Origin of the sequence: Acinetobacter sp. SK-43, assembly GCF_015351505.1 — a bacterium.
Lineage (GTDB): Bacteria > Pseudomonadota > Gammaproteobacteria > Pseudomonadales > Moraxellaceae > Acinetobacter > Acinetobacter junii.
The window spans coordinates 233,767-242,504 of record NZ_JADKPY010000001.1 but is presented as its reverse complement, the minus strand read 5'-3'; the positions used below and the strand labels follow the sequence as shown (position 1 = coordinate 242,504).

Genomic DNA, 8,738 nt, shown 5'->3' with positions numbered 1-8,738 from the left:
ATTCTCCCCCTACTCTCAGTACAACAAAACTTGTTCTACGGCAGAAGATAATCCTAATATTTAATGTAATATTTAAATTTTAATAATATTATTGTTATTACTTCTAAAAGTGCTTATAAAAATGGATGCGCCGTATGAACCGTATAAAAGAATACTTTAAAAGAATTTTTAATCGAGAACCTGATCTTCCCAAGACAGTAACTTATAAAGTCAAGAAACGAACGTGGCTTGAAATTCTTTCAACTATGCTAGGCATTCTTCTCACCCTCTTGGTAATCTATAGCCTGAATCAAAACTTTAAAATTTATGAAAACATTAAAAACTCATTCGTCAAAGGGAAGCATATTGCTGTAATACGCATAAGTGGAACTATTTCTGCTGATACCAATGCTAATGGTGAAAGTATCTCTAAAGCCCTTCAAAGTGCTTTTGAAAATGAGGACAGTCAATATATTGTTCTGGAAATAAATTCGGGCGGCGGATCGCCCTATCAAGCAGAAATGGTCTGGAACGAGATCCAATTTTTAAAGAAAAAGTATCCGGAAAAGAAAGTCTATGCTCTGATTCAAGATTTAGGTGCGTCAGCAGCTTATCAAATCGCATCTGCGAGTGATTTCATCGTTGTGGGTAAAACATCATTGGTCGGTTCTATCGGTGTGATTATGAGCAATTACGACCTAACGAAGATGATGGATAAAATTGGTGTCAACGACAGAACTTTAACTGCCGGTACCAACAAAGCAGCATTCTCTTTCACAAAAAAAGTTACTGATGAACAAATGACTTATTACCAGAATATGCTGAACAACGTTCACCATACCTTTATTCAGTATGTCCGAGATGGTAGAAATGGAAAATTAAAAGAGTCTGATGATATGTTTTCTGGATTAGTCTGGACTGGAGAACAAGCTGTTCAAATCGGTATTGCTGATCAAATTGGTGACATGAATACAATAAAACGTGAATTAAAAATTGATACCGTTAAAAACTACACCTATGTCAACAACGGTTTTGGGGCTTTATTTAATACAGCCTATAACGATATTGGTAGAGCCATTGGACAAGGTTTTTCTAATAGCTTAAAAGAAGGAAATACATTAGAGATCAAATAATCACTTCTCCCGACTGATTAGTTAAGATTCTTTCCTTGTAACCTTATTTAGTTACAGGGAAAGAACGAGACACAATGGCTTGGCTGTTGATATAAACTTCTTCTCCATTGTCCAATTTAATTAAATACCCATCCGTAAAAAGGTCTTGACGAACTGATCCTTTCATAATGCAGCGATCATTCTTTTCACCACCTATAATCTCGATGAGATCACACGCTTCTTTTTTAAAGTATAAGGTTGTGTCAGGGGTCGGTACTAAAAAGAAATATAAACGAAGCAAAGCATAGCCCAGAAACGTTATAAGTATCAGTAATGAGAAGAATGGAAATCCAGAACTTATATTTTGTTTTTCGCTCATGTGTATCTCAAAGGTTTTTGTTCAAAAAACTTGTTATCAACGAATGGTAGGTTCAGTAAAAATCGCCCGAGAGGTTAATCAACGGGCGACTATTAGAGAGTTATTGATAGAATTAGCCATCAATTCTGCTTATGTACCTAAGTACACAAACAATCGTATTTGAAGCGCAATACTTTAAAGGTAAGCCTACAAACACTTGTTCATTAGGAACTCCATTAACGCCGGAAAGCGGAACAACTGTTCAAGACAAATCATAGTATAGTTTTTATTAAATTGCATTAACTTTTACAAAAAGTTAATAATATATTTTTTGATTATATTAAATATTTAAAATTAATATTCCAAATAATCAATTAAAATCATTATATATAATATTTTTTCAAATAAAAAAAGCCAAAAAAGAAAAATCTTAGTTGGCTTTTGTCAGTAAGTTATTGAAGTTATTAAGCTTCAATTGTTGCAATATTTTCCATATCAGAAGGCTCAATAGATTTTTCTGGATACAGAATGTCCCACATGAAGAATGATGCTTTTGTCGCTTCTTTAACAGCTTTAGCGAAAAATTTAGAATCATCTTCTTTAGCAGTTTGAAGCCAATCTGCTATATATCCTGCATGACTATCTAAGGCAATCTTCTCAATTCCAAACATGGAAGATACGAATACAGAAGTTAACTCTGCAACGCATTCTTCTTTTGCATAAAGAACTGATCCAAATGGTCCTTTTTCCCAATTTGGTCGAACGTAACGGTGAGTCGCGTGACCTAATTCATGCAGCAAGGTAGCTAAATAGGCAGTTTGAGAATTAAATTCGCCCACCGGTGGTAAATAGATAGCATGTTCAGTTCTCCGATAGAAAGCTCTACCGATACCTTCAACATGATGTACTTTTACACCCATATCATTAATGATGCATTCCAACATAGTAAGCTGCTCATTAAAAGAAGGCAGGTCTAAAAGAGTCGCTGTATCAAATTCAACTGGTTTTCCATCTTCATCTTCAAGCTGATCCAAATTGAAAACTGTATAGTATTTTACAAACCATACTTCTTTCTCTGGATCGGCTTTATCTTTAATGGTATTCCAAAATTGAACCGGTGTACCAACTTCACCCTTTCTTACGTGCCAACCTTTTGTTTGTGCTTGCTTGTATGTAATCCAAGCTTTTGACTTGAAATCATTTTGAATTGCTATAACAGACAGTACCCAAGCATTGATGCCGTTATACCGTTTATTTGATAACAAATTAAAATGTGGACGTGCAGCTTTGAATGGCATGACCCATTGACCAGTAATGAATTTTGATTCAATTTGTTCAACAAGTTCAGCAAATTTAACTTCTGCATTAGTTTTGAAATTTTTCATGGTATAGACTCCGTTGGCGTACGGATAACGGAAGATGCGCTTTGGCTATCATCAGTTATCCATACAAAAAATTTGATATGAAAAGAAACTGATGAAAAACACTTAGAATTTGAGCGATCTTCAATAGCAATATTAAATGAGGTTTTTATTTTAGGCAAATCTGGGGGGACCCAAACGGAAAAAAGCCAAATAGATAAATCTAAGAGGCTTTTATTTTAAAAAAAACAATGAGCGTTAAGCATTGTTTGGGTTAATTAGTGAGTCATGCCATGATACAAGTCTGGCACATTCCTCTGGGTCTCTTGTATTGCTCATTTCTTTTCTTACATCCTGTACAGATGGATGAGGAAAAGATTCACTAGACAATTGAGAATATACTTCCAACATTTGTTGATATTCTTCTGGATCACGACAATGTTTCATTGCAGCAACTAACTCACTTAATTGAGCCTGATGAACAGGTTCACAGTCACCATTAGCAGCAGCTTTAACATCTTCATTAAATACTTCTTCACTGATGATACAGAAAAAAAGATAACCAGAATTATTGTAACAAGCTAACATAATACATCTCCGTTGACATACGGATAACGGAAAATCACATAGTGTGATCATCAGCTATCCGTTCAAAAAATTGATAAGAATAAAAGCTGATGAGAACACATAAAAAGTTGAGTGATTTTCAAGAAGAATATTAAATGAGGTTCTATTTTTAGGCAATTTTTTCCGATGAATTCGACAGAAAAAAAGCCAAAAAGAATAAATTCTAATTGGCTTTTTTATTACAAATTAATAATAAGTGTTATTTATTATTAGCTTTTAAAAGCTTTAATCACACCTTTAAAAGCAGCTACGAGAGCAGCAATTGCAGAGTAAGCGATACCGGCAGCAATAGGCAACATAAACCAGATCAAGTAGTTTGCAAATCCATGAAGGATAAAAACATTACTAATGATTTGATATACAGGCTGACCACAAATACAGCAGATCAAAATCGCATAGATCATGAGCAAATGAGCCGATGCAAGAGAATTCAAGCGAACTTGAATTACAATTTTAGGCTTAGTAAAACTCAGAGCTAAGAACACTGCAAACAACAGTACGAACGAGGTAAAAACACAGAAGATTAGAGCAACACCCCAACCTAAAGCCTGCATAAATGATTCTCGATTAAGTACAGTAGTCATGTAGTCCCAGAAAAGGATTTTCTGATTCATTGCAATCATGAAGTTTTCAGTAAACAACATGAAAACCAGAAAACAAACTGCGAAAACCACAAGGGAAAGATATTTCATTTTGTGAACTCCGTTGGCGTACGGATAACGGAAGATGCGCTTTAGCGATCATCAGTTATCCGTACAAGTTAATGTAAGAAACAACTGATGAAAAACACTTAAAGAATTAAGCGATCTTCAAGGTCAATAGTAATGTAAGATTCTTTTTTAAGCAATTGTTGGCATTAAAAAAGGCTCCTAAGAGTGCTAATATTTGTTTATCTTTTTGTTTAATTGCTCGAATTTTATTGAGGGCAAGCAGTTAACCTGTTAAATTATTTTTATTTATTTCTGGAACTTCTTATGACCCCTTCTAATGAGCCAAGACCTAAACCTACATTTATTAAAAATAAGAAAGACCTAATTGTGGCATTAGCTTCATTAACCTCGACGCTAGTTTCATTTATTGTTTTCTTGGCTGCGCTGATGTTTATTTTTCTTGGTGATAATCAGCAATTGGGCTATATATTTTTAGGTATCGCAATTATCATGGTAATTGGTGGGTTTGTCGGATTAAAATTACTCCATAAAGGAAGTAGAAAGAATGAAGAAATAAAGCAGTAACATAATTACCCTTTTTCTTGATGGCTACTTTTAATAAAACATAGCTCTATGTCTCTCAATAGAGCTTTTTTGCTTAGTCTAATATTTTAACTATGTTCAGATTCTTTTTGGACCAATTCCACTATTTCTTCCAGAGATAAGTTCATTTTCTTTTTTTGTTGGCTTAATTTAACAAATGATGTGTATTTCAAGTACTTATCTTGTTTTGATTCGTCATAAGGAGCCTGCCACTTACCATCCACATAGGTACGTTTAAATGCACTGCCGTCAACCAACATTTCATTTACCATACCTTTTGAAAGATAGTATGTTTCAACCTCACGCTTGAAACAATCAATAGCCTGCTCTTTGTTTCGAATATAACTTTTACTACCACCCAAGTACTCTGTAGCATATATTTGCTTCTGAGCAACACAATTGTTAATAATTCCCAAATTAACAACATCACTGGCAGAGCCGGTATAAGCCTTATTGCCTAATCCCATAATCAATAATTCATTAAGATCAACAGCCATGGTACTAAAGTCTTTCACTGGCTTGTCTAATGGTTCCTGAACATTAGGTATAATTTCTACCCCAAGGAATACCACAAGAGCCAGACCAAATGCTGCGGGATACATAAGATAATTGACGATTTTTTTATGTAGCATATATTTCTCTAAAACTTAAGATTTTGGCTTAATACGCATGGTGTATTTCTGGTCATTGATGAAAAACTGAATAGTATGGTTTTTACTATCAATACGGTAGATCACGGCGTTATGAGCTTTTAAAAGCTTCTTAGCGGCATTAATATCAAATTCTTTCTGATCTTCTACATTTTTAAGAAAATTGGAATCGCCGTACGATTCTGACCCTTTACCAGATATAGCCAGATCAAAAACAACACTAATAATAAAAAAAGCGACAAAGATAGGAATGACTATGGATTTAAATCCAAGGGAAAAAGCAATCCCAACCGCAATGAAAGGTAGCAAATATAAGAATGGTTTCTTATTTCGAACTTCTTTCTTATCCATGGATTCAATTTGCTGATTTAAAACTATAGCTGCCATCTTACATTACTCACTATCAACAAAACAATTAAGAACAGATTTACTATTTTCCAAAAACACAAACATATACCGCATATATATCATACTAATAATTATTTAATAAGTAATTTTGTGTAACAAACAGGCATCGCAATTTTCTAAAAGTCAAAAAAAAAGCTCAAACACAAGGAAGGAGCTTTTTTCGATTGGTACGTTAATACCATTCATATTGCTACAAGAACAATATGTCCACTTATAGATCATCTAAAATGAAATATATTGAATGTACGGCTATTATTACATAAAACCCGTTTAAATCAATCAATTTCCTAACTTTTAATTTTTGAATTTGGTTATACAGGTAAGCCCATTTCGCCAAGGAATAAGTCCAGTTTTGGAGAATCACCTTTAATTTTATTATGACTGTTTGCGTATATTAAATGGATACTTTCATATTCAGATCGTTTTGTACGGCGTTCCGTATATAGTCCTTGCATGTTAAGTTGAGAACCATAAGCAAACACTTTCTCTGTAAAGGTAGGATCAATTGCAGATTCACTTGATGTAATTGTATAAGTTCTAGTGGAACGTTCAAAATTGATCTGATTATTCAAAAATAGAGGTTTTATCAAATAGTCATTAATAAACGTTTTAATCTGTTCAGCTAATAGAGGATCAGCATCATTTAACCCTCCAAGAATCAGAACATGCCCTTTATTGATTATTGAACTTAAATCTACATTTCTGTCTTTGTCGATATTGCTAAATGGATTAATTGAAGAAACGATAGCATTGATGTTCTGTAGCAAAGGCTCGAAAAATGATTTAAATAAAGTATGGTTTTGATGCACTATTTTTAGTACTACATCTGGGGTGATAGGACCCGTTTGATTTTCAAATACCGCCGTTAAAAGCTTATGCTCTTTGGAATCTGGGCTAAAGTAAAGCTGTGCAATTTCTGTGGGCTTTAAATTTAAGAATGGATTAAGACCATGATGTATGGAAGGCTCTGTAAAACTGACAAGAAACACCTTCCTTCCTGCTTCTTCACATTGATTTTTAATTGAATCAAGGACTTTACTATCCGTTGTTGATGTTGAATAAATAATTCCTAAGTTTTCATTTAACGCTTCTGTTAAAGCGCGTCTCTCAATATCTAGTTCAGAGCTACTAGATTTATGCGGAAAAACAAATGTATTTTTCTTGGTTTCAAAACTTATTAATTTTTCCATGACATTTCCTTTTTAAAAATTTACGTTTAGTGATGGATTTTTACGGTATCAACCGGTGCCGGTGCCTGATTACTAAATTTTAAGTGGCTAGTTAAAGGGAGGATTCTTGTGAAGTATGAATGTACCTTCCCTTTTCTTTCAAAGGCTTTATGAATGTTATACATTTCTAATTCATTATCGTCATTCAGAACCAAGTCACAAGCGACTACATAACCGAAAGACTGTAGAGCAATTCGAGCCAGAGTCTTATATTTCTCAAAATTCTTATCATGAATCTTATTGCTGCGTAGTATAGGATAAGAGATAAGCCCTACAACATGCCCTTTGTGTACAGCAGCCCAACAATGTGAAATTAATTTACCATCAAGATATGATTGTTGACGGGGATGAATCGCCCCTAAATTACCATCCTCATCCATCAAATCATGTGCTAAAAATCTCTTTTTAGACTTTTGAAAAGCAAATAAAGTTTTGGTGATTTCTTTTGATTTGAAAGGTGAATTTGCATAGAGATTCACCTCCCGACTGTCATCATCACAACATAAAACCAATCGACCAGAAGTTACCTTGCGCGTGCTATGAAATGCCAATACATCATTTAGCTTATTCTTTATACTCATACGGGCTTCTGGATCAGGTATGTGTTTAAGATTGGGAAGCATGACTAAAGAAAGAATTTTCCCTTGGTCCACACATGCGAGGAATAAACTATCTGTCTGGATCATTCAAGATTTCCCCCTGCCTCAACTACAGTTTTGCGTAGGTCAACAACTCTGAATGAACCAAGTTTTGCATCTGAAATGCCACCGGCATTCGCGACACGATAATTATTTTTACCCTCAGTGATTTCTTGTTCAGTTGGTCTATAGACGTTGTACATATCGGCAGCTAATTTCCGATAGTGTGAATTAGTGTTGGGAGATTTGACCATCATTTCAAGATAGTAAACCATAGCCACACGGCTGCGATTAATTACAATCCCTTCGGCTGACAAGCGTGCAAGAGTATAAGTTGCTTCTAAGTCGCCGGATGAGGAGGCTTCAACCAATTGATCTACTACAGTCTTAGCATCAGCAGGGTTTAATTTGGTTTTAGTTATCGAAAGGATGCCATAGCGTGTTTTGCATTGTGGTATGTATTGGGCGGCTATACATCTGGAATATACATTGATTGCTTGAATCCAGTCTTTCCGAGCTTCATACATTTGACCCAAGACAAAAGTGGCTCGATACATATCTTGCTCGCTTGCGAGCGCAAATAATTGTTGGGCAGTTTGAAGGTTACGAGGGACCCCGCGTCCGTTCAAATAAAGAATGCCAAGGTTGTACATTGCCACTGAATCACCGGCTTTTGCGGCAATCGCCCAATACTGAGCAGCATATTTAGAATTAGTTGCAATTAATTTGGGTTCCTGATCGTACAGATAGCCCATCAGGATAATGGATTTCGCATGACCACGTTGAGCAAGCTTATGCAGTTCAGGAATAGCCGTTTTATCCCGTTGAACAAGAATTCTTTTTCTTAGTGCCAAATAAATCGCCGTATCTGGAGCAAATCCGCTTGTTTCAATTTTTGGCAGTTCAGGAAGCCATTTGGGACGTTGCATCAGGTTGCCTACATCGGTCAATGTAAGATCACTGGCTTGCACAGATTGAATGGGCAAAATCAATGGTGCAGTTGCCGATACAAGCAATAATATTTTACTAACATTTTTTCTATTAAAAAACATTTCAAAAATATACCCATTATAAAAATTAAATACATTTTATAATTATAATTTCACCTTTTCCACAAAACATA

At 34.8% G+C, this 8,738-nt stretch carries 11 protein-coding genes; 2 read left to right on the top strand and 9 right to left on the bottom strand.

The window, feature by feature from the left end:
* The first annotated feature begins 134 nt into the window (after positions 1–134).
* Complete coding sequence (locus IRT38_RS01425; protein ID WP_194596638.1) at positions 135–1,112, top strand: S49 family peptidase; 978 nt, start codon at positions 135–137, stop codon at positions 1,110–1,112.
* A 43-nt stretch (positions 1,113–1,155) separates the two neighbouring features.
* Here IRT38_RS01425 and IRT38_RS01420 read toward each other — a convergent pair whose 3' ends face one another.
* The 4 genes from IRT38_RS01420 to IRT38_RS01405 form a co-directional block, all read right to left on the bottom strand.
* The gene (locus tag IRT38_RS01420; RefSeq protein ID WP_194596637.1) at positions 1,156–1,470 is read right to left on the bottom strand and encodes a hypothetical protein; all 315 of its coding nucleotides are present in this window, start codon (positions 1,468–1,470) and stop codon (positions 1,156–1,158) included.
* Positions 1,471–1,913: 443 nt separating this feature from the next.
* Positions 1,914–2,834: an ArdC family protein gene (locus IRT38_RS01415; RefSeq protein WP_194596636.1), complete on the bottom strand. Its 921-nt coding sequence runs from the start codon at positions 2,832–2,834 to the stop codon at positions 1,914–1,916.
* Positions 2,835–3,068: 234 nt separating this feature from the next.
* Entirely contained in the window at positions 3,069–3,398 is a 330-nt protein-coding gene (locus tag IRT38_RS01410; RefSeq protein ID WP_194596635.1) for a hypothetical protein, read from the bottom strand.
* A gap of 248 nt (positions 3,399–3,646) precedes the next feature.
* Positions 3,647–4,129 carry a hypothetical protein gene (locus tag IRT38_RS01405; RefSeq protein WP_194596634.1) on the bottom strand — a complete coding sequence of 161 codons (483 nt, stop codon included), beginning with the start codon at positions 4,127–4,129 and terminating at the stop codon, positions 3,647–3,649.
* A gap of 282 nt (positions 4,130–4,411) precedes the next feature.
* On the opposite strand from IRT38_RS01405, the gene IRT38_RS01400 reads away from it, so the two are divergent.
* Entirely contained in the window at positions 4,412–4,672 is a 261-nt protein-coding gene (locus IRT38_RS01400) for a hypothetical protein (protein WP_194596633.1), read from the top strand.
* 86 nt (positions 4,673–4,758) lie between these two features.
* Here the strand turns inward: IRT38_RS01400 and IRT38_RS01395 are convergent, their stop codons facing one another.
* The 5 genes from IRT38_RS01395 to IRT38_RS01375 form a co-directional block, all read right to left on the bottom strand.
* Positions 4,759–5,322 carry a hypothetical protein gene (locus tag IRT38_RS01395; RefSeq protein ID WP_194596632.1) on the bottom strand — a complete coding sequence of 188 codons (564 nt, stop codon included), beginning with the start codon at positions 5,320–5,322 and terminating at the stop codon, positions 4,759–4,761.
* A 15-nt stretch (positions 5,323–5,337) separates the two neighbouring features.
* A complete protein-coding gene (locus IRT38_RS01390; protein WP_194596631.1) occupies positions 5,338–5,727 on the bottom strand; it encodes a hypothetical protein in 390 nt (129 codons plus the stop codon).
* Between the two features lie 332 nt (positions 5,728–6,059).
* Positions 6,060–6,938, bottom strand: a complete 879-nt coding sequence (locus tag IRT38_RS01385; RefSeq protein ID WP_194596630.1) for a hypothetical protein — start codon at positions 6,936–6,938, stop codon at positions 6,060–6,062.
* A gap of 26 nt (positions 6,939–6,964) precedes the next feature.
* On the bottom strand, positions 6,965–7,663 hold the full coding sequence (locus IRT38_RS01380; RefSeq protein WP_194596629.1) for a hypothetical protein: 699 nt from the start codon (positions 7,661–7,663) through the stop codon (positions 6,965–6,967).
* The gene (locus IRT38_RS01375) at positions 7,660–8,667 is read right to left on the bottom strand and encodes a tetratricopeptide repeat protein (RefSeq protein WP_194596628.1); all 1,008 of its coding nucleotides are present in this window, start codon (positions 8,665–8,667) and stop codon (positions 7,660–7,662) included. Before IRT38_RS01375 ends, IRT38_RS01380 begins: the two co-directional genes overlap by 4 nt.
* Positions 8,668–8,738: the final 71 nt, after the last annotated feature.

Bases quoted from the DNA above. Each gene is read 5' to 3' on its own strand.
- IRT38_RS01390 (WP_194596631.1), bottom strand. From the start codon at position 5,727: ATGGCAGCTATAGTTTTAAATCAGCAAATTGAATCCATGGATAAGAAA.
- IRT38_RS01375 (WP_194596628.1), bottom strand. From the start codon at position 8,667: ATGTTTTTTAATAGAAAAAATGTTAGTAAAATATTATTGCTTGTATCG.
- IRT38_RS01385 (WP_194596630.1), bottom strand. From the start codon at position 6,938: ATGGAAAAATTAATAAGTTTTGAAACCAAGAAAAATACATTTGTTTTT.
- IRT38_RS01415 (WP_194596636.1), bottom strand. From the start codon at position 2,834: ATGAAAAATTTCAAAACTAATGCAGAAGTTAAATTTGCTGAACTTGTT.
- IRT38_RS01400 (WP_194596633.1), top strand. From the start codon at position 4,412: ATGACCCCTTCTAATGAGCCAAGACCTAAACCTACATTTATTAAAAAT.
- IRT38_RS01405 (WP_194596634.1), bottom strand. From the start codon at position 4,129: ATGAAATATCTTTCCCTTGTGGTTTTCGCAGTTTGTTTTCTGGTTTTC.
- IRT38_RS01420 (WP_194596637.1), bottom strand. From the start codon at position 1,470: ATGAGCGAAAAACAAAATATAAGTTCTGGATTTCCATTCTTCTCATTA.
- IRT38_RS01425 (WP_194596638.1), top strand. From the start codon at position 135: ATGAACCGTATAAAAGAATACTTTAAAAGAATTTTTAATCGAGAACCT.
- IRT38_RS01410 (WP_194596635.1), bottom strand. From the start codon at position 3,398: ATGTTAGCTTGTTACAATAATTCTGGTTATCTTTTTTTCTGTATCATC.
- IRT38_RS01395 (WP_194596632.1), bottom strand. From the start codon at position 5,322: ATGCTACATAAAAAAATCGTCAATTATCTTATGTATCCCGCAGCATTT.
- IRT38_RS01380 (WP_194596629.1), bottom strand. From the start codon at position 7,663: ATGATCCAGACAGATAGTTTATTCCTCGCATGTGTGGACCAAGGGAAA.